General features: G+C 46.3%; 21 protein-coding genes. 11 read left to right on the top strand and 10 right to left on the bottom strand.

Annotated features, from left to right (window positions below; genetic code table 11):
- Window positions 1–11: 11 nt before the first annotated feature.
- Window positions 12–401, top strand: a complete 390-nt coding sequence (locus AC5ZC7_RS04625) for a T9SS type A sorting domain-containing protein (protein ID WP_496162548.1) — start codon at window positions 12–14, stop codon at window positions 399–401.
- A gap of 119 nt (window positions 402–520) precedes the next feature.
- Window positions 521–1,693, top strand: a complete 1,173-nt coding sequence (locus AC5ZC7_RS04630; RefSeq protein WP_496162550.1) for an acetyl-CoA C-acyltransferase — start codon at window positions 521–523, stop codon at window positions 1,691–1,693.
- Between the two features lie 122 nt (window positions 1,694–1,815).
- On the opposite strand, the gene AC5ZC7_RS04635 is transcribed toward AC5ZC7_RS04630, so the two are convergent.
- Window positions 1,816–2,427 (bottom strand): hypothetical protein, encoded by a 612-nt coding sequence (locus tag AC5ZC7_RS04635; protein ID WP_496162551.1) that lies wholly within the window; start codon window positions 2,425–2,427, stop codon window positions 1,816–1,818.
- Between the two features lie 196 nt (window positions 2,428–2,623).
- Here AC5ZC7_RS04635 and AC5ZC7_RS04640 point away from each other — a divergent pair, with 196 nt between their 5' ends.
- The gene (locus AC5ZC7_RS04640; RefSeq protein ID WP_496162552.1) at window positions 2,624–3,607 is read left to right on the top strand and encodes a pyruvate dehydrogenase complex E1 component subunit beta; all 984 of its coding nucleotides are present in this window, start codon (window positions 2,624–2,626) and stop codon (window positions 3,605–3,607) included.
- Window positions 3,608–3,729: 122 nt separating this feature from the next.
- On the opposite strand, the gene cysM is transcribed toward AC5ZC7_RS04640, so the two are convergent.
- The 3 genes from cysM to AC5ZC7_RS04655 all read right to left on the bottom strand — a co-directional run bounded on the left by cysM (window position 3,730) and on the right by AC5ZC7_RS04655 (window position 6,119).
- Window positions 3,730–4,611, bottom strand: coding sequence for a cysteine synthase CysM (cysM, locus tag AC5ZC7_RS04645; RefSeq protein ID WP_496162553.1), 882 nt, complete (start codon window positions 4,609–4,611; stop codon window positions 3,730–3,732).
- 4 nt (window positions 4,612–4,615) lie between these two features.
- On the bottom strand, window positions 4,616–5,431 hold the full coding sequence (locus AC5ZC7_RS04650) for a serine O-acetyltransferase (RefSeq protein ID WP_496162554.1): 816 nt from the start codon (window positions 5,429–5,431) through the stop codon (window positions 4,616–4,618).
- Between the two features lie 139 nt (window positions 5,432–5,570).
- Window positions 5,571–6,119: a GrpB family protein gene (locus AC5ZC7_RS04655; protein ID WP_496162555.1), complete on the bottom strand. Its 549-nt coding sequence runs from the start codon at window positions 6,117–6,119 to the stop codon at window positions 5,571–5,573.
- A gap of 103 nt (window positions 6,120–6,222) precedes the next feature.
- Between AC5ZC7_RS04655 and AC5ZC7_RS04660 the strand changes: the two genes are divergently transcribed.
- Together AC5ZC7_RS04660 and AC5ZC7_RS04665 are read left to right on the top strand one after the other, a co-directional pair.
- A complete protein-coding gene (locus tag AC5ZC7_RS04660) occupies window positions 6,223–7,407 on the top strand; it encodes a sigma 54-interacting transcriptional regulator (RefSeq protein WP_496162556.1) in 1,185 nt (394 codons plus the stop codon).
- Window positions 7,408–7,412: 5 nt separating this feature from the next.
- Window positions 7,413–8,060 carry an alpha/beta fold hydrolase gene (locus AC5ZC7_RS04665; RefSeq protein WP_496162557.1) on the top strand — a complete coding sequence of 216 codons (648 nt, stop codon included), beginning with the start codon at window positions 7,413–7,415 and terminating at the stop codon, window positions 8,058–8,060.
- Here the strand turns inward: AC5ZC7_RS04665 and AC5ZC7_RS04670 are convergent.
- Window positions 8,043–8,933 carry a MerR family transcriptional regulator gene (locus tag AC5ZC7_RS04670; RefSeq protein WP_496162558.1) on the bottom strand — a complete coding sequence of 297 codons (891 nt, stop codon included), beginning with the start codon at window positions 8,931–8,933 and terminating at the stop codon, window positions 8,043–8,045. The two genes, AC5ZC7_RS04665 and AC5ZC7_RS04670, sit on opposite strands and share 18 nt — an antisense overlap.
- A 176-nt stretch (window positions 8,934–9,109) precedes the next feature.
- Here AC5ZC7_RS04670 and lepB point away from each other — a divergent pair, with 176 nt between their 5' ends.
- The 3 genes from lepB to AC5ZC7_RS04685 all read left to right on the top strand — a co-directional run bounded on the left by lepB (window position 9,110) and on the right by AC5ZC7_RS04685 (window position 11,383).
- Window positions 9,110–10,306: a signal peptidase I gene (gene lepB, locus AC5ZC7_RS04675; RefSeq protein WP_496162559.1), complete on the top strand. Its 1,197-nt coding sequence runs from the start codon at window positions 9,110–9,112 to the stop codon at window positions 10,304–10,306.
- 111 nt (window positions 10,307–10,417) lie between these two features.
- Complete coding sequence (cdd, locus tag AC5ZC7_RS04680) at window positions 10,418–10,906, top strand: cytidine deaminase (protein ID WP_496162560.1); 489 nt, start codon at window positions 10,418–10,420, stop codon at window positions 10,904–10,906.
- A 78-nt stretch (window positions 10,907–10,984) separates the two neighbouring features.
- Window positions 10,985–11,383 (top strand): hypothetical protein, encoded by a 399-nt coding sequence (locus AC5ZC7_RS04685; RefSeq protein WP_496162561.1) that lies wholly within the window; start codon window positions 10,985–10,987, stop codon window positions 11,381–11,383.
- A 233-nt stretch (window positions 11,384–11,616) separates the two neighbouring features.
- On the opposite strand, the gene AC5ZC7_RS04690 is transcribed toward AC5ZC7_RS04685, so the two are convergent.
- The 4 genes from AC5ZC7_RS04690 to AC5ZC7_RS04705 form a co-directional block, all read right to left on the bottom strand.
- Window positions 11,617–13,545, bottom strand: coding sequence for an arginine--tRNA ligase domain-containing protein (locus tag AC5ZC7_RS04690; protein ID WP_496162562.1), 1,929 nt, complete (start codon window positions 13,543–13,545; stop codon window positions 11,617–11,619).
- Between the two features lie 195 nt (window positions 13,546–13,740).
- A complete protein-coding gene (locus AC5ZC7_RS04695; RefSeq protein ID WP_496162563.1) occupies window positions 13,741–14,316 on the bottom strand; it encodes a TDE1717 family outer membrane beta-barrel protein in 576 nt (191 codons plus the stop codon).
- A gap of 84 nt (window positions 14,317–14,400) precedes the next feature.
- Window positions 14,401–14,883, bottom strand: coding sequence for a GNAT family N-acetyltransferase (locus AC5ZC7_RS04700; protein ID WP_496162564.1), 483 nt, complete (start codon window positions 14,881–14,883; stop codon window positions 14,401–14,403).
- Between the two features lie 119 nt (window positions 14,884–15,002).
- Window positions 15,003–16,322, bottom strand: coding sequence for an OmpA family protein (locus AC5ZC7_RS04705; RefSeq protein ID WP_496162565.1), 1,320 nt, complete (start codon window positions 16,320–16,322; stop codon window positions 15,003–15,005).
- Between the two features lie 331 nt (window positions 16,323–16,653).
- On the opposite strand from AC5ZC7_RS04705, the gene dnaK reads away from it, so the two are divergent.
- The 3 genes from dnaK to AC5ZC7_RS04720 all read left to right on the top strand — a co-directional run bounded on the left by dnaK (window position 16,654) and on the right by AC5ZC7_RS04720 (window position 22,404).
- Entirely contained in the window at window positions 16,654–18,555 is a 1,902-nt protein-coding gene (dnaK, locus tag AC5ZC7_RS04710) for a molecular chaperone DnaK (RefSeq protein WP_496162566.1), read from the top strand.
- Between the two features lie 192 nt (window positions 18,556–18,747).
- A complete protein-coding gene (locus AC5ZC7_RS04715) occupies window positions 18,748–21,375 on the top strand; it encodes a 4-alpha-glucanotransferase (RefSeq protein WP_496162567.1) in 2,628 nt (875 codons plus the stop codon).
- A 12-nt stretch (window positions 21,376–21,387) separates the two neighbouring features.
- Entirely contained in the window at window positions 21,388–22,404 is a 1,017-nt protein-coding gene (locus AC5ZC7_RS04720; RefSeq protein ID WP_496162568.1) for an enolase C-terminal domain-like protein, read from the top strand.
- A 59-nt stretch (window positions 22,405–22,463) separates the two neighbouring features.
- Here AC5ZC7_RS04720 and AC5ZC7_RS04725 read toward each other — a convergent pair whose 3' ends face one another.
- Window positions 22,464–23,078 (bottom strand): conflict system bpX4 domain-containing protein, encoded by a 615-nt coding sequence (locus AC5ZC7_RS04725; protein ID WP_496162569.1) that lies wholly within the window; start codon window positions 23,076–23,078, stop codon window positions 22,464–22,466.
- Window positions 23,079–23,388: the final 310 nt, after the last annotated feature.

Raw genomic sequence — 23,388 nt, forward strand, 5'->3', positions numbered from 1 at the left:
AACCGATCCCTATGATTAAACATCTACTCCTATTTGTGCTTAGTGTATTGATTTTCAATAATGCAGCCAAAGCTGATGCTGCTATACAAAGAGATACACTACAAATACCACCGCTACACCAGGCAGACCCGGTGAGCAGCTCCACAGCAACAGGACTTACTGCCACTAAACTCAACGTTTTCCCTAACCCATCTGCCGGCGATGTGTACCTGCAGCTGGCCAAAGCACCTGCCACACCGTTGCTGATACAGGTGTTCAGCAGTAATGGCACTTTGGTGCAAACGGAAATAATGAAAGACAAGCAACTGGCGCTGGACCTGGGCGCACAGCCCAAAGGGGTGTATTACATCCTCCATAAAGGTGCCGGAAAGGAAAAGGCAATCCCGGTAGTGATTCAGTAAGGTATAAAACGATAAATAGTAATGGCGCAGCAGACCGTATCTGCAGCGCCATTATTGTTCGTTCATCTTTCCTTATATTTGGTAGATTATAAACTAGCCAAATCAATCTTATTTATCAGATGAAAGAAGTATTTATAGTAGCTACGGCCCGCACCCCTATAGGTTCATTCAATGGCGCGCTGGCAGGCGTTCCGGCTACGCAACTCGGTGCTACCGTGATCAAAGCCGCCCTCGAAAGAGCCGGTATTGCTGCGGCAGAAGTGAATGAAGTGTATATGGGGAATGTACTCAGCGCCAACCTGGGTCAGGCTCCGGCTAACCAGGCCAGCCTCGCGGCAGGTGTTCCCAACAACGTGCCTTGTACCACCGTCAATAAGGTGTGTGCTTCCGGCATGAAAGCCATTATGCTGGGTGCCCAAAGCATTATGCTGGGCGATAACGACGTAGTAGTAGCCGGCGGCATGGAAAACATGAGCGCAGCACCTTACTACCTCGACAAAGCCCGCAGCGGATATAAGCTGGGTCACGGTAACATTATCGACGGTATTATCCGCGACGGACTCTGGGATCCTTACAAGGATTTCCACATGGGGAACGCAGCAGAACTGTGTGCTACCGAATATAAAATCACCCGTGAAGACCAGGACGCCTACGCGATAGAAAGCTACAAGCGTGCAGCGGCTGCCTGGGAGAAAGGTTATTTCAAAGCCGAAGTAGTGCCGGTACAGGTGCCTGGCAAACAGGTAGTAACCGTGGCAGAAGATGAAGACTATAAAAAAGTCATCTTTGAAAAAGTGCCTACCCTGAAACCAAGTTTCCAGAAAGCTGGCACCATCACGGCCGCCAATGCTTCCAATCTCAACGACGGTGCAGCTGCCATGGTATTGGTAAGCGGCGAAAAACTGAAGGCGCTGGGTTTAAAGCCACTGGCTAAAATCGTAAGCTTTGCAGACGCATCCCAGGCGCCGGAATGGTTTACCACCACACCGGTAAAAGCTATTAATAATGCATTGGCAAAAGCCGGTATGAAAATCGGCGATATGGATTATGCAGAAGTAAACGAAGCATTTTCCTGCGTACCGATTGCGAATGCGAAGGACCTGGGCCTGCCTATGGACAAAGTAAATGTTTGGGGCGGTGCAGTAGCCATGGGCCATCCGATTGGTTGCAGTGGTGCACGTATCGTGGTAACGCTCAACTCCATTTTACACGAAACAAACGCCCGCTATGGGGTAGCAGGTATCTGTAATGGTGGTGGTGGCGCCAGTGCTATTATTATCGAGAAAGTATAGTAGAAGCTGAAAGCCGAAAGCATAAAGCACAAAGCTATTGTAGCGAATGATCAATGCGTTTATTAATATTCGCAAAGTTCATTCGCTACAATAGCTTTGTGCTTTATGCTTTCGGCTTTCAGCTATCGGTTAATTGTGAGTACTGTATCCAGGTTATTCAACTGTATCCGCACGCTGTCTGCCCCACGTTTTGTCGTCTTCAGGAAATGTACGGGCGCCATAGGATTAACCACATCCGGTATCACCTGCTCAAAGAATAAATATTTATCGGCCACCAGGCTATAAGCTGGATAAGTAGATAAGATACTGGTGGTTTTTGTTTGCAGGGCATAATCATCGTCGATATTATAGCGATGAAACTCGCTGTCGTTCAGGAGCGTGATAGCGGCTACCAGCGTGATGGTACGCGTAAACGGCAAGAGCAAACCCAGTAGCAGCACAAACGGGAACCCGAAAAAGCAGAGCAGGTAGGCGTATTTGGCGTCATTGTCTGGTTTTGTTAATCCATATAGCAACATCCCAGTGCCGGCATACAGGGTAAAGAAAATCCTTTCTGTTTGGGTGCCTTTAAAGCCATAGCTATTCAGCATCAACAACAGGCAGATCACCGCAAAGCAGGCCAGCACTATGTGTGCATACCATAAAAGGGCGTGTAAAACCGGTGCTTTCACTTTTTTAATCCTGCAGGATAGGGCTGCTAAAAAGCATAAGGTGAGGATAGTGATCGTAATCATGACAGCGGGAAATTGTTGGCGGGCTTCAATAAAGTTTAAAATATAAATATATGTATTTATTTTAATTAATCACCAACAATGTGCCTGCCAGCGGTATAATAATTATTAATCGGGTGTTTGCTTTGCTTTTTCGTGAACAAACAATATTTTTGCCCTGCCTTTCAATAAAGGCATTTAAACTTTCAATAAGAATAGCATGCGTCAGATAGCTTTCAGACAAGCCATAAGAGAAGCCCTGCAGGAGGAATTTCGCCGTGATGAACGGGTATTCCTTATGGGGGAGGAAGTAGCCGAATACAATGGTGCTTATAAAGTGAGCCAGGGAATGCTGGATGAGTTTGGTCCAAAACGCGTAATTGACACGCCCATTGCAGAACTTGGATTTACTGCCATTGGTGTTGGTGCCGCTCAGAACGGTCTGCGTCCGGTTCTTGAATTCATGACCTGGAACTTCGCTGTACTGGCGTTGGATCAGATCCTCAATACTGCGTCTAAAATGCTCGCGATGAGTGGTGGACAAGTAGGTTGCCCGATCGTTTTCCGTGGACCTAACGGTTCTGCAGGACAGCTCGGTGCTCAGCACTCTACTGCTTTCGAAAGCTACTATGCCAATATCCCGGGGCTGAAAGTAATATCCGTATCTAACCCATATGATGCAAAAGGTTTGCTCAAAGCGGCTATCCGCGATGACGATCCGGTTGTTTTCATGGAAAGTGAGATGATGTACGGCGATATGGGTGAAGTGCCTGAAGAAGAATACATCATTCCAATCGGTAAAGCAGATATCAAACGTGCAGGTAAAGATGTTACCATTGTATCTTTCAACAAAATGATGAAAGTAGCACTGGGTGCAGCAGAAGAACTGGCAAAAGAAGGTATCGAAGCAGAAGTAATCGATTTGCGTACCATCCGTCCGTTGGATTGGTTCACTATCCTGGAATCTGTGAAGAAAACCAACCGCCTGGTAATCGTAGAAGAACAATGGCCTTTTGCGAGCATCTCTTCTGAAATCACTTACCGTATCCAGAAAGAAGGTTTCGACTACCTGGATGCACCAATCCGCCGTATCACTGCACAGGATGCTCCTATGCACTATGCGCCTAACCTGGTGAAATTATACCTGCCAGATGTTGAGCGTACCGTGAAACTGGTGAAAGAAGTAATGTACATGAAGAAATAGCAGAAAGCTAAAAGCATAAAGCAAAAAGCTATTAAAGCGAATGATTTAAGCATATGAGTAATAAATACTCGCTTATATCATTCGCTTTAATAGCTTTTTGCTTTATGCTTTTAGCTTTCTGCTCAGGAAAACAAGTCACTCGATAAATACCGGTCGCCACGATCACAGATAATACACACAATAATGCCGCTGCTTAAATCCTGCGATACCCGCACCGCCGCCGCTACGGCGCCACCACTGCTCATACCACAAAACACGGCTTCCTCTTTTGCCAGCCGTTTGGTCATGGTTCTGGCTTCTGCCTCTGAAATATCCATGATCCTGTCTACTCTTGGTCTTTCAAATATTTTAGGGAGATAAGCTTCCGGCCACTTACGGATGCCTGGAATTTTGGATCCTTCTGTGGGCTGGCAACCTACTATCTGTATCGACGGATTTTGTTCTTTTAAATAGCGCGATACCCCCATAATAGTGCCGGTAGTTCCCATCGCACTTACAAAATGGGTGACCTGGCCTGCGGTATCCTTCCATATTTCCGGACCGGTCGTTTTATAGTGCATACCGTAGTTGTCCGGGTTGGCAAACTGGTTCAGCATGAAATAACCACCACCCGCTACTTTGCTGTTGGCATAGTCTATAGAGCCTTCCATAGACTGTTCCTTAGGCGTAAGCGTTACTTTTGCGCCATATACTTCCATCGTGAGTACACGCTCGCGGGTAGCATCTGCGGGCATTACCAGCTCTATTTCCAGCCCGAATAAACTGGCGATCATGGCCAGCGCAATACCCGTATTGCCGCTGGTTGCTTCAATTAATTTCATCCCGGGTTTAATATCCCCCCTGTCCAGCGCACATTTGATCATGTTGTAAGCGGCGCGGTCTTTAACACTGCCGGCGGGATTATTACCTTCCAGCTTGGCAAATATTTTTACTGCCGGATTTACGGAGATATTCTTTAATTCTACCATCGGTGTATTACCGATCAGATCTATGATGGAAGCCATTATACTAGTCCTGGTTTGTATCTGAAAATTTATGTTCTGCTTTATAATAAATCCGGGAGAAAGGTTCTACACTTTTAATCAGCCACACATTACCGCCAATTACACTGTGATGGCCTACTACGGTATCACCCCCTAAAATAGTGGCGCCGGCATAAATCACTACATGCTCTTCAATAGTAGGATGCCGTTTGCTGCGCGCCATACTTTTTTCTATGCTCAAAGCTCCCAGGGTAACGCCCTGGTACAGCTTTACATGCGGGCCTATCACGGTGGTTTCTCCAATTACAATGCCGGTACCATGATCTATACAACACCAGGGTGCAATCACTGCGCCAGGGTGAATATCCACACCAGTGCGGGAATGCGCCAGTTCCGTAATCATACGCGGTAATACCGGTATATGCAGGTTATACAGGGCATGCGCAATGCGGTAAAATGCAATAGCATAAAAGCCGGGGTAGGCGCGGATTACTTCGTATATACAGGAAGCTGCCGGATCGCCCTGGTACATCGCGCTGGCATCTTTCGTTAACTCATCATAAATCACCGGCACTTTATTCATAAAAGTAGTGCTCAGCGTACCCGCATCTGCCGGCAACTGGTGCTCCATAGATTGTAACAACCGTTGCAGTTGCAGATCCAGTTGATGGCTGTATTGCTCCAGCACGGCCGGATCAGTAATCACCTGACCTTTATGCTCCGGAAATAACCAGTTTACCAGGTTGCTCACAAATTCATCTACTGCATCGGTAGCCGGATAAGCACTCGCTGCTGCCAGTTGGTGCCGCCGTTTCAGCTCTTCCAAAAAATCATTCGTCATATGCGGATGGATATTACAGGTATTGGCACTGTATTGAAATTTCGCTTTAATACTCTGTAAAGGTAGTAGACTATTAGTTAAATTTCAACTTTAAAGCCCGGAGTGTAAGTTCCTTAAACCGGCTGCTAAAACACTACAGCTATAAACGCTCGCGGGACCATTCATAAGCACCCTCCATAATCAGGTCAAACACCGGATCTTTGATATCATAATAGGCGTCCGCATTATCCGGGAAATAGCGGGAGAGTTGTTGCTTTATCTCTGCATAAGCCCTCGCCGCAAAGGGATGGGTGCGCAGGTAGTCCCGGCACAACAGGGCATAACGTTGATTAAACCGGCCCAATACCCGTACATGCAGGTTAACACGCCGGTGCTGCCGGGAATAAAAATGTTTCATGAGCTCCGCTGCCGGCAGGTCTTCCCGGCCTGGTGGCCGGTGGTCAACAAGGTGTTTCGCCGGCTTATAGCCCAGCTGCGTCAATAATGGCTCCAGCGGCAGGTCCAGCGAAGTAACGGTTACCTGTATATCCATCACATCTTTGGCCGGTAATCCCGGTACACTGGTAGAACCAATATGGTCGATGGCTAAGGCATAGTCGCCAAGGGCATTACGCAATTGTAACGCAATTTCCTGGTATTCTTCCGGCCAAAGAGCGTTATAAGGTACAATCTCAATTGTTTCGGACATGTTAAATCCTCTTAGATATCCTGCAATTTTAACTGATTAATCTTTATTTTTGCCCGTTGTGTAAATTGCACCGATTGCAGACAATGCAAAATCAAAACTGATTATGGCTAATATTCTGATAATAGACGACGAAAAAAGCATTCGTAAAACGCTCACGGAAATTTTAAGTTATGAAGGGTATAAGGTAGATGAGGCCGCCGACGGCCTGGAAGGGTTTAAAATGTTCCAGGCAAAATCATATGATGCCGTTTTGTGCGACATCAAAATGCCTAAAATGGACGGACTGGAATTCCTCGAGAAAGCGAGAGAAGTGAACGGCGATATCCCTATTATCATGGTATCCGGCCACGGTAACATTGATACAGCAGTAGACGCAGTGAAAAAAGGCGCCTATGACTATATTTCCAAACCCCCTGACCTGAATCGCCTGCTCATTACCCTGCGTAATGCCATGGATAAAACTACGCTGGTAACGGAAACCAAAACCCTGCGCCGCAAAGTCAATAAGGTGCCGGAAATGATTGGTCAGTCCAACCCCATCCTGAAAATTAAGGAAACCATCGAAAAGGTAGCGCCTACAGACGCCCGCGTACTGGTAACCGGCGAAAACGGGGTAGGAAAGGAACTGGTGGCCCGCTGGCTGCATGAACGCAGCAACCGCGCTTCCGGTCCTATGGTAGAAGTAAACTGTGCAGCCATTCCCGGCGAGTTGATAGAAAGTGAATTGTTTGGTCATGAAAAAGGATCTTTTACTTCTGCGGTAAAACAACGTATCGGCAAGTTCGAACAAGCCAGCGGCGGTACCCTTTTCCTGGATGAAATAGGCGATATGAGCCTGAGCGCACAAGCCAAAGTGTTGCGCGCTTTACAGGAAGGTAAAATTACCCGCGTAGGTGGCGATAAAGAAATCAGTGTAGACGTGCGCGTAGTAGCCGCTACCAATAAAGACCTGCTGCAGGAAGTGGAAGAAAAGAACTTCCGCCTCGATTTGTATCACCGCCTCAGCGTGATCCTGATCCATGTACCTTCCCTGAACGACCGTAGAGAAGACGTTCCTTTACTGGTAGACAGCTTCCTCGACAGCGTTTGCAGTGAATACGGTATTTCCCGCAAAGCCATTGATAAGGATGCCATGAAGGCCCTGCAAAATCATAACTGGACCGGTAATATCCGCGAACTGCGCAACGTAGTGGAACGCCTGATCATTCTGTCAGGTAAAACCATTACAACCGAAGACGTGGACGACTTCGTGGTACCTAACCGTGATAAGAAAAGAGTAAGCTCTTAACCGATATGCAAAAACACCTGTATCTGATCAGTGGACTGGGAGCGGATGAGCGCATTTTTAATAACCTGCGCTTTCCCTCCAACTACCAGGTGCATCACCTGCATTGGATTGCTCCCCTGCAGGATGAACCCATCGGCCAGTATGCCGCCCGCATGGCGAAAGGCATCACGGCCGATGGGCCTGTTTCCATCATCGGGGTATCCTTTGGTGGAATCATGAGCCTGGAAATAGCCAGGCATATCCCCGTAGAAAAAAATATCCTGCTCTCCAGCATCAAGCAAACTTCAGAAAAACCCCCGTATTACAACTGGGTAAAGCGATTAGGCCTGCATAAACTCCCGGATAGTATTCTTTACCAACGCAGGAATATTATTGTCAGGAAATTCCTCAATATTGAAACGAATGAAGAGCGGGCACTGGTAAATGAATATCTCGCGAAGCGCGATTATACCTATATGCGCTGGGCAGTGAATGCTATCCTGCATTGGGAAAATGAACAAGTGCCGGAAGGGTTGGTACATATTCATGGCGCCAAAGACATGCCTTTCCCCATCAAATACCTACGGCCTACCCACCTGATTCCCGATGGTGGCCACTTTATGGTGCTAAACCGGGCCAACGAAATCAACCAGATATTAGCCGGCGTACTCTAAACCGGCGATACATGCCAGTAGTTTTTCCAGGCTATCTACTATATGCACATTTCCCGGCAAGGGAAGCGTGAGCTGCTTCGTTTGAGGACCCGCCATCAGGATATGCACAGCCGGATACTGTTTGCTCAGTTGTTGTGCCAGATCATTGATAGCAGCCGGAGAGATACTGGTGAGCAGATGGGTATAAATGTGCGTGACCTTTTTCGCTGTTATAAACGATTCCAGGTCGTCTAAAGGCACATTGGGACCGAAGCTGGTGACCAGTTTACCTTGTTTTTTTAAGAGATACTGTACATACAGTAAAGGTATTTCATGCAATTCCCCCTCCGGTAAAAATAACAGGAAATGCGCTGTGGAAGCCATATTCATAGGCTGTCCATCAATAGCAGTCATGATTTTAGTGCGGATAATATTGGACGAAAAATGTTCCTGGGCGGGAATTACCTGGCCGGTGAGCCAAAGCAGGCCAATCTTTTCAAGGAAAGGATATACCACCCGGGTAATACATTTTTCAAATCCGAGGTGTAGTACCTGGTTGTAAAAAATGCGCTCAAAACGGGCATGGTCATAGTCCAGGGTAGCGGCAATTAACTCGTTGACCTGCAACAGGGAAGATGTACCTGTTGTACCAATCTCCAGCGAAAGCGCTTGCTGTTCCGTATCAGACAAAGCAGCGATGCGCGAGATCTTGACCCCGTGGTGGTATAAGTAGGCGATGCGCAATAACGTTTTGAGATCTTCGCTATCGTAGGTTCTATGGTTAGTGTCCTTCCTTCGGGCCAGAAAAAGTGGATAACGTTGTTCCCATATTCTTATCGTGTGGGCCTTTATACCGGTAAAGTTTTCAATATCCTTTATAGTAAATGTGTTCAACGCTGGTATAGTAAAAGCCAAATGTAATTAATTCATCCGTGGCAGCTCTATATAGGTGAAAATTATAATAAAGTCCGTTTTAATCTATTTTTAAGAAAACTTTTCGAAAGTAAAAGCTACTGGCTAACGACAGAATATTATATTTGCCTTTTTAAGCATCTAATAAGCGTAACTGAATGAACCTGGCATTTTGGAAAAAAAACAAAGACAGTCAGCCAAAGAAAAAGAAATCTGCGGTTAGAGAATGGTTAGACGCTGGTATCTTCGCTATCATAGCAGCCACGCTTATCCGCACCTTCATTTTTGAGGCCTATACGATCCCGACCCCTTCCATGGAAAAGACCTTACTTGTAAACGACTTCCTGTTTGTAAGCAAGATCAGTTACGGTCCACGTATCCCGATGACTCCCCTGGCAGTACCTTTTGTACATCACACCCTGCCGTTCACTAAATCCGCTAAAGCTTACTCTGAAGCCGTAAAATGGAAATACAGACGTTTACCCGGCTTCTCCGATATCAAACGCTATGATGTAGTGGTATTCAACTTCCCGGAAGGTGATACCGTAGCAATAGATTCACCGGATCCAAGTTATTACAACATGGTAAGAGCAACGGGCTGGCAGTCAGTACAGAACTCTTATCAAATTATTACCCGTCCGGTAGATAAACGTGAGAATTATATCAAACGTTGTATGGCACAGGCGGGCGACACCCTGCAAATCATTCACGGTGCTGTTTACATCAATGGAAAAGCGGCGCCGGTACCTCCTGGCAGCCAGCATAAATACATTGTGGAAACTACCGGTGATCAGTTGAATTCCAGCCGCCTGGAAGAATTAGGCATAGCTACTACTGCGCCTGACTTCTACCAGATAGATGGCAGCAAATTCCTGTACAACCTTACTCCGGCAAACGTTGCAGCTATCAAACAATTCCCTATTGTTAAAAATGTAACACTTTACGAAGAAGCGAATTTCGCAGACTTCAACTATAACGCTGTTTTCCCACACGATACTGCACATTTCAAATGGACAGATGAAAATTTTGGTCCTATGTACGTGCCGAAGAAAGGTGCTACGGTGAAACTCGATGAAAGCAATATTGCCCTGTACGACCGTATCATCCGTGTGTATGAAGGCAATACCCTGGAAAGAAGAGAGGGTAAATTCCTCATCAACGGACAAGCTGCTGATAGCTATACTTTCAAAATGAACTATTACTGGATGATGGGGGATAACCGCAACAATTCCCTCGATTCCCGCTTCTGGGGCTTTGTACCGGAAGATCACGTAGTAGGTAAGGCGTGGCTGATCTGGATGAGTTACGGAGAAGGCGGTATCCGCTGGAGCCGTATCTTCAGAAATATCAAGTAAGTAAATTGTACCTGAAAATAATTTAAAGTAACTTACGGACCGGCATATAGCCGGTCCGTAGTTGTCTTACCCCGGCAGGCTCGCGGCCGTAGATAACCCAAAAACGCTGATATGGAAAAACAACTGTTGCATATTGAATACCTCGTTTATAATGATATCAATGGGCTTGATGATGCGGATGCCTGGTTGCTGAAAGAAGCCAGGGAGGTAACAGCACATGCTTATGCACCTTATTCTCATTTCCAGGTAGGCGCGGTCATCCGGTTGGATAACGGGGAAATTATAGCAGGATCTAACCAGGAAAATGCGTCTTTCCCTATTGGCCTTTGTGCAGAAAGAGTGGCGCTGGCTTCTGCGGCTTCTGTATATCCTAATATCGGTATTGATACCATTGCAATTAGTTATCATAATATCAACGGGGAGAGTTCACACCCTATTTCACCCTGTGGTATATGCCGGCAAACCCTGGCAGAATATGAAAATAAACAAGATGCCCCCATCCGGTTAGTGATGGGCGGTTTAAGTGGAAAAGTATATGTGGTAAACCGTGCGAATGATTTATTACCACTTTCCTTTAGTGGCGATGAGCTTAACCTGTAAAAAAATGGATATATAATTTATTGTATATAAATTATATATTATCTATATTTGTCAGGCACCCCATAAGTGCCGCGACTCATGAAACCCTGCCAGCTCACCAGTATCCTTATCATATGGTTATTTTCGGTATGCTATAGTGTATCAGCAGCAGGTGTGTTTTATAAAAAACAGCCGCCGGCAGTGAACGATTGGGCAAGCCAATACGTTGTAAAAGATACGTCAGCTACAGCCACAAAATATGAACAACAGGCGCATGACCTATATAGCAGAAAATTGTATAAGCGGGCAATAATACAATGGAAGAAGGTGTTACATTTGCAACCCGGGAATGCATTTGCTATGTTTATGCTGGGGAAATCGTATATGGGTGCGGGTGATGCCACAACAGGCGCCGCATGGTGTGATAAGGCACTCCTGGTAGAAGAAAAAAAAGAGATACCCGATAAAATTATTTGCCACAGTGTAGAAGGATTTTAAACGGCGCATAAAGGAAAGGCAAGCTCCTTTTTTCGTTGCTGCTTACTGTGGTATTTTTTTCGGCAACTTCGGTCTGCAATGGCTGTAGGTTGCTAACGCTGCGAACCGAAAGGATCGCAGCGTTTTTGTTTTGACTACCTGCCTAAAAAGCAGGGTGGCCTCATTTATCGCCGGAAGATTGCTCTTTCGCCAGTAAATGAGGCCACCCTATTTTTATAATATACTTTTCTTTTCTACATGCGTTCAGGTACGCGTATACCCATTAGCTTCATGCCCTGTTTAATGATATTGGCAGTGAGCATGATGATTTGTAACCGTAATTTTTTCTTTTCTTCTGTAGCGGCTCTTGTAACAGAATAGGTATAAATACCATCTATCTTTTCAGCATAAAAAGAATTGAATGATTGCGCAATAGCGAAAATATAATTTGCAATCACGGATGGACTCAACTCACGAGAAGCTTCTGCTAATACAGCCGGGAACTGTTCATTCAGTTTTATCAGCTCTCTTTCTAATGGTAATAATTCACCGGTGTATTGGAATTTGTCAAGATCAGCTACCGGGCCTACTTCCCTGATTATAGATTTAATACGCGCATGTGCATATTGAATGAACGTAGCGGTAAATCCATGCAGGTCGATAGATTCCTTTGGATCAAAGATCATTTTCTTTTTAGGATCTACCCGCAGCAGGAAGAATTTCAGACCACCTAAACCCACGATGTCATACAGGTCATGTAGTTCGTCTGCAGAAAAAGTTTCCAGGTTTTTGCCGGAACTTTTGGTTTGTTCTTCCGCAGCCTGCACCATTTCTACTACCATGTCGTCTGCATCTACCACCGTTCCTTCCCGGCTTTTCATACGGCCATGTGGTAATTCCACCATGCCGTAGCTGAGATGCAGAATACCTGGTGCAGAAGGCTCATGCAGTTTTTCCAGGATCAACTGTAATACTTTGAAGTGGTAGTTTTGTTCATCTGCCACTACATATACACTCTGGTCCATGTGGTAATCCTCGTATTTTAAACGCGCGGTACCCAGGTCCTGTGTCATATAAACCGAGGTGCCATCACCACGGAGCAGGAGCTTCTGATCCAGCCCGTCTGCGGTGAGGTCTATCCATACGGAGTTATCTTCTTTTTTGAATAATACACCTTTCTCCAGTCCTTCTGTCACGAGATCTTTACCTAACAGGTAGGTATCACTCTCATAGTACATCTTATCGAAATCAATGCCGAGGCGTTTGTAGGTCTGGTCAAAACCTTCATATACCCAGCTGTTCATAGTTGCCCACAGTTCCCGTACTTCGGGGTTGCCGGCTTCCCATTGCTGCAGCATGATTTTGGCCTGTTGCATGATCTCAGTTTTATTACGCGACATCTCTTTGATGTCGTCCATGATCTTGCCGGTCTTTTCTTTATCCTCTTTTACTTCCGGTTTATGCAGGGCGGTAACGAGCTTTTCCAGTTTTTCGATTTCAGCGCCATCAAAGTCGCTGAAGTTACTTTCCAGTACCCGGTCAATAATAGGTTCTGCCTGTTCTTTTACAACAGATTCAAACTTCACATAGTAGTCGCCTACCAGGTGATCGCCTTTAATACCGGTAGTGGCAGGAGTATCGCCATGGGCAAATAACTGCCAGGCCAGCATGGATTTGCAGATGTGAATGCCCCGGTCATTTACCAGGTTAGCTTTAATAACTTCAAAACCGTTGGCCTTCATAATTTCCGCGATGGAATAACCAAGGAAGTTATTACGAAGATGCCCCAGGTGCAATGGTTTGTTGGTATTGGGAGATGAATACTCCACCATGATCTTTTTACCATTGGCGGGCTGTATACCAATGTTTACATCCTGGTAGCTGGTTTGGAGGAATTGTGTCCAGTAAGCATCGTTGATGCTCAGGTTTAAAAACCCTTTTACTACGTTGAAGCGGGTAACCAGTTCAGGGTAGTGGGTAGTCAGGTATTCCCCTATGCGTTGTCCGGTTTCTTCCGGTTTTTGTCGGCTGAATTTGGTGAAAGAGAAAACAACAATGGTATACTCACCCTCGAATTCAGGCTTGGTAGTATTGATTGAAATATCTGTTTCAACCACTGGCTGATCGTAAAGTGATTTAATGGCGGCCACAGCGGCCGTTCTGATGGATTGTACAACACTCATGCTGAAAATGATTAATGCGAGGGGCAAAGATAGCAAAAAGCAGATAGTGCAAAGCAGAAAGCTGAAAGGATAGAGCAGAAAGCGTAAAGCAGAAAGCATAAAGCTACTATAGCGAATGATCAATGCGTATATTAAACTCGCAAAGTTCATTCGCTATAGTAGCTTTATGCTTTCTGCTTTACGCTTTCTGCTCTATTAGAACTGATAAAACAGCCCTATTTGAGCTACAGCGTTTTTATGATTGGTGTTGTCGTTGTCGAAAACATTGGTCAGGCCAAAGTTATAGCGGGCATTCACCCCCAGGCCCATATCAAACTGATAACCACAACCAAAGCCTAGTCCGAAATCGATAGACTGCGTATAGTCTTTATAATCTGATGTACGGTTGTTTACCCGGTATTTGGCGCTTGCCAGGATGCCCAGTTGCGGACCTGCTTCCACGAAGAATGCGTCTGCAATGGTGTATTGTACCATTACGGGTATATTTACATAGTTGAGTTTCACCGTGCCCGGAATGTTTCCAATCCCGAGAACGTTAGTCCGTTTCGTGCCTTGTGCAGAATACAGTAATTCAGGCTGAATGGCCCAGCTGTCATTGAGCCCGATGTGTACCAGACCACCTACATGGAAGCCTGCCAGTGCCTTGGAATCGTCGTAAGCGGTGAGTTTCGCAATGTTTAATCCTCCTTTTACGCCAAAGCTTACTTCTTGCGCTTTGGCTGTCAGCATAGTTCCGATGGCCAGGATGCCACACAGAATAAGTTTTTTCATGATATGTCTTTTATGTACCGGCCCAATCGTCAATAAACATGCCGTTTAATAAAAGTAGCGGGGGATACCCCGTATGTAGAAAACTTATAAATCCTTTAACATCCAGTTGTCACAGCCAAAATGGCCGGTATTTCCCAGGGGGCCTGTCAGGTACCGGAAGCCAAATTGTTCGTAGACTTTTCTTGCACGGGCAAGTTCAGGTGCCGTTTCCAGGTAGCATTGCGTATAGCCATTTTGTTTAGCGAAGTCCAGGCACAGGCTAATTAGTTTGCCTGCCAGGCCTTTACCACGGGCTTCCGGGAGCAGATACATTTTTTGCAGTTCGCATACATGCGCTTCTCCGCCATCCAGTGGGTGAATACCGGCACCGCCTATAATGCGGCCTTCCGCTTCAGCCACATAGTAAGTGGCGCGGGGAATGCTGTACACTACAGATAAATGGTCCGTGGTAGGATCTGAAAATGCAGTACCTGCCTTATTCATGCCAAATTCGGTGAGGGTGGTTTTTACGATGTTGGCTAGTGTTGGGTCATCGGCGGAGACTATCGTTCTGATTGTGATTTCCATAAAATAAAATTACGAATTACGAATTACGAATTACGGATTTGTAGGGAGATAATAGCGAATAATCTTCGCGTTTACCATTTCCCTGCAAATCCGTAATCCGTAATTCGTAATTCTTAATTCTAGAATATCGTAAACTCTACTCTTCTGTTCTTTTGTCTGCCTGCAGCGGTTTTATTGCTGGCAATAGGCTGGCTCATGCCATAACCTACGGCTTCAATTTTGGAAGCATTTACACCTTTGCCCACGAGGTAGGCTTTCACAGACTCGGCTCTTTCTCTTGACAGGGCGAGGTTGCGTTCTTTATTACCAACATTGTCAGTATGGCCGCTGAGTTTCAGATTCAGGTTCTTACGTTTCAGGAGTTCCGCCACTCTGTCCAGCGCAGGGTAGGAATGAGGCTTGATACTGGCTTTGGCGAATTCAAATTCCAGGTTCTGGATGGCTTCTTTAACAATACGGTTGTCTTCTTCCGTAATCACTATTTTTTCTTCCTTCTTTTCTATTACCGGTTCTGGCAGTGGGCAGCCGGAGCCATCTACCTTGGTATTAGCCGGTGTGCCGGGGCATTTATCGAAGAAGTCAGAAACGCCATCGCCGTCGCTGTCTTTTGTCAGTTTATCCACGTCAGCCGTCAACCTGGCATTGTTTTGATTAGCGGCATCCAGGGCGCTTGCCAATGTGGCTTTCTGTGCCTGGAGTTCATCGTACATGGCGCTGGCAGGGTTATGCCACTGGAGCTGTTTTTTGCCTTTCTTGCCCAAAGCAAATTCCAGCCCGGCATAGCCATAGGAGTACTTATCCTTGTTGGGGCCATGCGGATAACCATCCAGGTTGTCGCCGTCAGTATAATACATCGTATAACCGAGATCCAGGTTGATAAACTCTGACAGCCTGAATTTCAGGCCGGCGCCTACCGGGATAATCAGTTCCTTAATGGCTTTGTCGTCTGATGTATAGTTTACTTTAGTACCGTTGTTTAATTCCAGGGTGGGTTTGTAACCGGCTAAACCACCGCCCACAGAGGCATACAGGGATACAAAGTTTTCCCGGAACAACCAGTTGACCGTGGTAATATTAAACACCGCGTTTAAGCTGGCAGACCAGGGGAGTTTGGTTTCAAAAGATTTGTAGGGGCTGACTAACGGGTTTCCATTGCCCAGGTTTTTACTGTTATCTGCCTGTAATTTGCCGCCTACATAGTCAGCTCTTAACGCCAGGAAGTGCAGGATCTGGTATTTCACGTAGCCGCCATAACCAAAGTCCCCCTTCCATTTGGTAAAGTCATTACTGCCACCGGTAGGTACCACAGGGGCCAGCATACCGCCATTGACGCCAATGGACCAGGTTTTGTAGTCGCTCGGACCACGGAATAATCGTACAGATGGAGTTGCGCCAGCGGCAGATTTGGTGGATGGTTGATCCTGGGCCTGGCTAATCATTGGGGAGATTGCTAGCAGCAAGCATACAGCCTTCCAAAGCATGGATTTGTTCATAAGAATAACGTTAGGTTATACAATTTTGACAATAAAACGGGTAGGTCAGGAATGAAATAGCTGAAAGAAGGGCGAGGTTATGAACAATTTTGTGTGTTGGGTTATTTAGTTATCAGGAGCAGGTAAAATAGCTTAAACGGCTTAATAACTAAATATTTCAATCAAATATAGGGCACCTGACTGACATAATTTCATATTTTTTTGGTTGGCATAATCATTGACAAACGAACGACAAACACAATAACATACTTACAACTAAAGGATAATCTTTAATACTATGGGAAAAATAATAGGCATTGACTTAGGAACTACCAATTCATGCGTTGCCGTAATGGAAGGTAACGAACCGGTAGTGATTGCCAATGATGAGGGCAGGAGAACAACCCCATCTGTAGTGGCTTTTTTAAAGAACGGAGAAAGGAAAGTAGGTGACCCTGCAAAGCGTCAGGCTATTACCAACCCCGTAAACACTATTATGTCAGTGAAGCGTTTCATGGGTCGTCACTTCAATGAAGTAGCCAATGAACTGACGCACGTTACATATAAAGTGGTAAAAGGTGATAACAACACCACTCGTATCGATATAGACGGCAGATTATATACGCCGCAGGAGATTTCAGCAATGATCCTGCAGAAAATGAAGAAAACTGCGGAAGATTATTTAGGCCAGGAAGTAACCGAAGCCGTAATCACCGTACCAGCTTACTTTAACGATGCACAACGTCAGGCTACCAAAGAAGCAGGTGAAATCGCCGGCTTAACGGTTCGCCGTATTATCAATGAGCCTACTGCTGCGGCACTGGCTTATGGTATGGACAAAAAACACCAGGATAGCAAAATCGCAGTATTTGACCTTGGTGGTGGTACCTTCGATATCTCTATCCTCGAATTAGGTGATGGCGTATTTGAAGTAAAATCTACCAACGGTGATACCCACCTGGGTGGTGACGACTTCGATAAAGTGATCATGGATTGGCTGGCAGACGAATTCAAGAAAGATGAAGCAGTAGATTTACATAAAGATCCAATGTCATGGCAGCGTTTGAAAGAAGCTGCGGAAAAAGCCAAAATTGAATTGTCTTCTTCCCAGGAAACTGAAATCAACCTTCCTTACATCACTGCAGTAGACGGTGTTCCTAAGCACTTAGTGAAAAAATTAACCCGTGCTAAATTTGAGCAACTGAGCGACGAACTGGTGGAAAGAACACTGGAACCTTGCCGCAAAGCGCTGAAAGATGCCGGTATGAACACTTCCGAAATTGATGAAGTGATATTGGTAGGTGGTTCTACCCGTATTCCTAAAATCCAGGAAGTAGTTGAAAAATTCTTCGGTAAAAAACCTAACAGAGGTGTAAACCCGGATGAAGTAGTAGCCGTAGGTGCTGCTATCCAGGGTGGTGTACTGACAGGTGAAGTGAAAGACGTACTGTTACTGGACGTTACCCCACTGTCACTGGGTATCGAAACAATGGGCGGTGTAATGACCAAACTGATCGAATCCAATACCACTATTCCAAGCAAAAAATCTGAAACTTTCTCTACCGCAGCAGATAGCCAGCCTAGCGTGGAAATCCATGTACTGCAAGGTGAAAGACCAATGGCTAACCAGAACAGAACACTGGGCCGCTTTATCTTAGGTGATATTCCTCCGGCTCCACGTGGCGTTCCGCAAATCGAAGTAACTTTCGATATCGATGCCAACGGTATCCTGCACGTAACAGCGAAAGATAAAGGCACCGGTAAAACTCAGAACATCAAGATTGAAGCTGGTAGCGGTTTGAGCAAAGACGAAATCGAAAAGATGAAAGCCGAAGCGAAAGCCAACGAATCTGCCGATAAAGAACAACGTGAGCAGATCGAAAAGCTGAACAAAGCAGATAGCCTGATCTTCCAAACCGAAAAACAGATCAAAGAATACGGCGACAAACTGCCTGCTGATAAAAAAGCAACGATCGAAACTGCACTGGACAAATTGAAAGAAGCACATAAATCTCAGAACGGTGCGCAGCTGGATACCGCTACTGCTGAACTGGAAGCTGCATGGACTGCTGCTTCTGAAGAGCTCTACAAAGCTTCTCAGGGCCAGCCAGAAGGTGCTCAGGCCGGCGGTCAGCAACAGGGTCAACCTAACGCTGCGAACGATGGCGTAACAGATGCTGAGTTCGAAGAAGTGAAATAAGCATAGTTAGTCTTATTCAGTGTGATACTGATTAAACTGATGATTGGTTTTTATATGATTGGCGAAGATGAAAGCAGCCACCAGCTGTTTTCTCTTCGCCTTTTTTTGTCTTCTGTAAATCAGCATATTCCCTACAATCCTGAATAAGACAAGCTAATTTTTCTTACTTTGTTCCTGCTTTAGCCAGGACCAATGAATTATAGACTACGTTTTTATCTCCGTTACCATACTTATTACGGGCAGGAACTTTATCTGCTCGGTAATTTGCCTGCATTGGGCAGTGATGTTCCCAGGCATGCCCACCGCATGCAATGGCTCAATGCAGATTGGTGGTATGCCGATATTCAGCTGGCTCCTGGAGAAACAACCCTGCTGCAATACCAGTATATCCTGAAAGAACTGGAGGAAATGGTATTCGAAGGCGCCCCCCGCGAATTTTCCCTCACTCCCGGACAACCCACAGAAATCGTATTTACAGATACCTGGAATGATGCCCACCGCCCGGAAAATGCCTGGCTTACGGCACCATTTACCCGGGTGTTTTATCCCCGTCCTGGTGCAGCGATCCCGGGACTACTAACGGCTACGCATATATTCCGCATTCAGGCACCCCTGTTGGATGCCCATACCACTGTCTGTTTATTGGGCAGCCACCCGCAAACAGGTAACTGGAACGTTTTACAACCGGTATTACTGCAATACGATACCCGGGGCTGGTTTTCTATAGGACTGGACCTCTCCGGTGTGGCCACTCCACTTCATTATAAATACGCGACCTACAACCTGGAAAAGCAACAGTTTGTACAGTACGAAGAAGGTGAAAACCGGGAAATACACACCGTGGCTGTAACAGGCCGGCAAGTGGTATTGCATGATGGCATATTGCGCATGAATTACACCCCCTGGAAAGGCGCCGGCGTAGCAGTGCCGGTATTCAGCCTGCGCAGCGCAGCAGGATTTGGCACCGGCGAATTTGCCGACTTACCGCTTATGGCTCATTGGGCGAAGCAACGAAACCTGCAGCTGATACAGCTATTGCCTGTTAATGACACCATTCAAACCAATACCTGGAAAGACTCTTATCCTTACGCTGCTATCTCTTCCTTTGCCCTGCATCCTCTGTATATACGATTACAGGAAGTAGGTGTGCTGCCCGATGCCCATCCGCTACAACGACAATTTGACCGGTTACGACAGTGGTTAAACGAAAAAGAGACAGTAGATTATGAAACCGTGATGTCGTATAAAATAGCCTATCTGAGGGCACTATACGAATCCGAAGGAGAGCGGCTGCAAACCCGGGAATACTGGCAATGGTTCGCGGCCAACGAATACTGGCTGCTACCCTACGCAGTATATTGCTACCTGCGGGATAAGTATCAAACCGGCGATTTTACCCAATGGCCGCAATATAACGTATACGATTACACGGCTGTTAATAAGCTGATTATGGCAGATGAAGCTGCTGCCGCCGCTGCGCATTATCACTTTTTTGTGCAGTATCACCTGCATCAACAGCTGGCTGCGGCCACGGCTGCAGTGCATCAGCAGGGCGTAGCACTCAAGGGCGATATCCCTATTGGCGTGGCCCGCCATAGCGCCGACACCTGGATGCATCCCGGATACTTTCACCTGGATATGCAGGCCGGCGCACCTCCCGATAGCTTTACTACCGACGGACAAAACTGGGGCTTTCCCACTTACAACTGGAAACAAATGGCCACCAATGGCCAGGAGTGGTGGCAGCAACGGCTCCGGCACATGTCTGTTTACTTCGATGCTTTCCGTATCGATCATATCCTGGGATTTTTCCGCATCTGGCAAATACCCCTGGATGCTATACAAGGGCTGCTCGGTTATTTTCATCCAGCCGTTCCCGTTAGTTGGGAAGAAATGCTGCAACGTGGAATCGACTTTGACGAAGAACGTTTTTGCCTGCCTTACATCACCCATACCATCCTGGAAAATGCGTTTGGCAACTATGCCGGCATGTTGAAAGACGAACTGATGCAACCCCTTTCCGGCGGCCGTTACCAGCTGTTGCCAGCATATAATACCCAGCGGAAGGTACAGGCATCCGCCCTGCCGGAAGCGGTGAAAAATGTGCTTTATACCCTCCTGGCAGACGTGTTGTTTATCAAAGTAACTAACGGCCACCGTACGTTGTACCATCCCCGTTATGACCTGGCCGCAACGCATTCCTTTGCAGCCCTGGATCAGAAAAACCGTGCGGCGTTGCAGGCATTGTACCATGATTATTTTTATGTGCGGCAGGAGAGCTGCTGGCGAAAAGAAGCTATGAGCAAACTGCCCCTGATCAAAAGGGCTACCAACATGCTGATTTGTGGCGAAGACCTGGGCATGGTGCCGGATTGTGTACCTGGTGTGATGCAGGCACAGGGCATCCTGAGCCTTGAGGTAGCACGAATGCCCAAGCAACACGATGTTGCTTTTACCAACCTGTCAAAGGCACCCTATCTGTCCGTATTAACCCCTTCTACACACGATATGAGTACATTGAGGGGGTGGTGGAAGGAAAACTTATCTATCTCCCGAAAATATTATCAACAGGAACTACAGCATACAGGTATCGCTCCCCTGGATGCCAGCCCTGCGCTGATCCGCGAAATTATTGTGCAGCATATGCAGGCGCCGGCCATGTGGCGTATTTTCCAGGTACAGGACCTGCTGGCTGCTGAAGGCCGCTCCACCGGCCATCCGGACGCCGAAAGGATCAATATTCCTGCCGTGGCTTCGCACTACTGGCGATACCGCATCCCACAAAATATTTTGGATAGTGCAGATGAAAAAAAATCGTAGTATTTTCAGTACATGAAGTTGACTCTTTATCCTTTTGAACTGAAATTCCGCCATACATTTACGATTTCCCGGAAATCGAAAGACGTACAACCATTGCTGGTAGCGGCATTGGAACAGGATGGCTTTTGCGGGTTGGGGGAAACAGCCGATAACTCCTATTACAACATGACGGTGCCCCGGCTTATGGCCGCCATTGATCAACACCGTTCTTTTATTGAAAATTATCACCTCACCTCACCGGCGGCTTTCTGGCAAGATCTGTATCCTTTGCTGCAAGACAATATGTTTGCGCTTTGCGCCCTGGACATCGCGGCCTGGGATCTGTATGCAAAACAACAGCATCAGAAACTTTACCAGGTCTGGGGACTCGATATCCACCATAATCCACTGACAGATTATACCATCGGTATTGATACGGTGGAAAATATGGTGCGTAAACTAAAGGAATTTCCCTGGCCTATTTATAAAATTAAGTTAGGTACCAAAGAAGATATTACTATCGTCAGGGAGCTGAGAAAGCATACAGACGCGGTTTTCCGGGTAGATGCCAACTGTGCCTGGGGGGTAGAAGAAACCCTCCGCAATGCCATTGCCTTAAAAGCATTGGGCGTGGAGTTTATCGAACAACCGATGCCGGCGGCAGATAAAGCAGGTATGAAACAGGTATATGAAAACGTAGTATTGCCCGTGATCGCCGATGAAAGCTGTATCGTAGAATCGGACGTAGCTCAATGCCAGGGCTATTTCCACGGCATTAACATCAAACTCACAAAATGTGGTGGCATCACGCCTGCTTTGCGTATGATTGCTGCAGCAAAACAAGCCGGCATGAAGGTGATGACGGGCAGCATGAATGAAAGCACCGTGGGTACTTCCGCGGTAGCGCACCTGTTGCCATTATTGGACTATGTAGATATGGATGGTCCGCTGTTGTTGGCAGAAGATACCGCTACTGGTATTAAAATGGAAAATGGCCGCATTATTTACGCAGCGGGCAATGGCACCGGCGCGGTATTACTGCGCGGATGATGGATGCAGGTCATACACGTTTAACTCCCCGATATCATTCCCGCTATATCTAAAGATCATTAGTATTTATAACCGGGCCAGAGGATGCTGGTATAGTTGCCTAGTGAAGTGGTGACGGTTCGTTGCACTGCGGGAATATCGCACCTGCCCAAATCGCGGGTGGCAATAATTCTGTCGGCATAGGCTTGCAACAGAGAGGGAGATGTAATGATCGCATTGACATCTCCCTGTGCAGGGAGATTCATGCCGGTAGAAGAAAAGGGCCATTGCATAGCGGTTGCCCTGATTTGTTGTACCAGTGGATGGTCTCGTGTCAGCCCTTTGCAGAGGCTTAGTAAATCTGGCAGGTATCGCAGGCAGAGGTCTGCGCTATAGATAGTGGCGGCAGTATGTGACATAGGATAGGGTGTTAGCCATTCCTGTATAGCTGCTGCACCTGCTTCCTCCGGCATCGCCAGTTGTACGATCCGGTAAATATAACCTGCCGACCACAGGGCTGCTGCCGCATCAAATGCCGGTGCGGTATCAGGTATTTCCAGCACATCATGTTGGTAGTAGTCGTTCAGTATTGTTTGCGTATCCTGTAATTCCTGCGGCGTAAATGGGGTCAGTGGATTGACTACAGTAAATTGTCCTTCGCGTACAAGGTGGTTAATAAACGCAGCTAAATTCATAGGTAAACATTTGACCGTTCGTATTCCGCAACAATAGCGGACTACGTTGGCGGGCCAAAATAGTAAAAAAAGCAATAATAAAGAGTAGAAAGGATAAAGCGGGAGGCTATTTTCGCGAATGATCAGCGCGGATTTTGTTTTTGTACAGGATTAAACTGGTTATACTGATTTCCCCGATTTTTATTTTTAAGATTTTAAGAGATGAGAATAGATGGTAGCGGGTATATAGTCTTCCCTTTTTCCTCATCTTTCTAAATCCATAAAATTAAAAATCAGTATAATCAGTTTAATCCTGTACAAAAACAAAATC

Source organism: Chitinophaga sp. 9-1-y (assembly GCF_059511905.2).

Coding starts and splice junctions, on each gene's coding strand:
- AC5ZC7_RS04715 (WP_496162567.1), top strand. CDS start 18,748: ATGAATTATAGACTACGTTTTTATCTCCGTTACCATACTTATTACGGG.
- AC5ZC7_RS04640 (WP_496162552.1), top strand. CDS start 2,624: ATGCGTCAGATAGCTTTCAGACAAGCCATAAGAGAAGCCCTGCAGGAG.
- AC5ZC7_RS04720 (WP_496162568.1), top strand. CDS start 21,388: ATGAAGTTGACTCTTTATCCTTTTGAACTGAAATTCCGCCATACATTT.
- AC5ZC7_RS04705 (WP_496162565.1), bottom strand. CDS start 16,322: ATGATTAGCCAGGCCCAGGATCAACCATCCACCAAATCTGCCGCTGGC.
- AC5ZC7_RS04655 (WP_496162555.1), bottom strand. CDS start 6,119: ATGTCCGAAACAATTGAGATTGTACCTTATAACGCTCTTTGGCCGGAA.
- AC5ZC7_RS04625 (WP_496162548.1), top strand. CDS start 12: ATGATTAAACATCTACTCCTATTTGTGCTTAGTGTATTGATTTTCAAT.
- cysM (WP_496162553.1), bottom strand. CDS start 4,611: ATGGCTTCCATCATAGATCTGATCGGTAATACACCGATGGTAGAATTA.
- AC5ZC7_RS04635 (WP_496162551.1), bottom strand. CDS start 2,427: ATGATTACGATCACTATCCTCACCTTATGCTTTTTAGCAGCCCTATCC.
- cdd (WP_496162560.1), top strand. CDS start 10,418: ATGGAAAAACAACTGTTGCATATTGAATACCTCGTTTATAATGATATC.
- AC5ZC7_RS04650 (WP_496162554.1), bottom strand. CDS start 5,431: ATGACGAATGATTTTTTGGAAGAGCTGAAACGGCGGCACCAACTGGCA.
- AC5ZC7_RS04660 (WP_496162556.1), top strand. CDS start 6,223: ATGGCTAATATTCTGATAATAGACGACGAAAAAAGCATTCGTAAAACG.
- AC5ZC7_RS04695 (WP_496162563.1), bottom strand. CDS start 14,316: ATGAAAAAACTTATTCTGTGTGGCATCCTGGCCATCGGAACTATGCTG.
- lepB (WP_496162559.1), top strand. CDS start 9,110: ATGAACCTGGCATTTTGGAAAAAAAACAAAGACAGTCAGCCAAAGAAA.
- AC5ZC7_RS04690 (WP_496162562.1), bottom strand. CDS start 13,545: ATGAGTGTTGTACAATCCATCAGAACGGCCGCTGTGGCCGCCATTAAA.
- AC5ZC7_RS04665 (WP_496162557.1), top strand. CDS start 7,413: ATGCAAAAACACCTGTATCTGATCAGTGGACTGGGAGCGGATGAGCGC.
- AC5ZC7_RS04700 (WP_496162564.1), bottom strand. CDS start 14,883: ATGGAAATCACAATCAGAACGATAGTCTCCGCCGATGACCCAACACTA.
- dnaK (WP_496162566.1), top strand. CDS start 16,654: ATGGGAAAAATAATAGGCATTGACTTAGGAACTACCAATTCATGCGTT.
- AC5ZC7_RS04630 (WP_496162550.1), top strand. CDS start 521: ATGAAAGAAGTATTTATAGTAGCTACGGCCCGCACCCCTATAGGTTCA.
- AC5ZC7_RS04725 (WP_496162569.1), bottom strand. CDS start 23,078: ATGAATTTAGCTGCGTTTATTAACCACCTTGTACGCGAAGGACAATTT.
- AC5ZC7_RS04685 (WP_496162561.1), top strand. CDS start 10,985: ATGAAACCCTGCCAGCTCACCAGTATCCTTATCATATGGTTATTTTCG.